Source organism: Peribacillus sp. SIMBA_075, assembly GCF_046534585.1.
In genome coordinates this window covers 1-270 of the sequence record NZ_JAWRYN010000655.1, presented here as the reverse complement: position 1 = coordinate 270, position 270 = coordinate 1, and the positions used below count along the sequence as shown (strand labels likewise).

At 47.4% G+C, this 270-nt stretch carries 1 protein-coding gene; it reads right to left on the bottom strand.

Annotation, left to right across the window (positions count from 1 at the left end):
• Positions 1-270 (bottom strand): CBS domain-containing protein (locus SB775_RS29800; protein WP_410864850.1); only part of this gene is annotated, 270 nt, incomplete at both ends.

Below are 270 nucleotides of genomic sequence, written 5' to 3'. Positions count from 1 at the left end.
CCACTACACAGAGGAAATTCTGGTCAATCACCAAATCCAATGCTCTTTGAAAGCGGTCGTTCAAATGGATCAGCGGCAGATCGGTCTGCATGATCTCCTCGACTCGAATATTGCCTAGTTTCTCGTATTCTATATGGTCCATTCCAAGAATGGCGTCTGTGATGCGCTGGGCATTAATTAAGCCGTGAAACCGGTACTTCGCATCCAAAACCGGGATGGCTGAATAGCCGGTCTTCGTCAAAACCAATAAAGCATGCTCGGCACTATTGC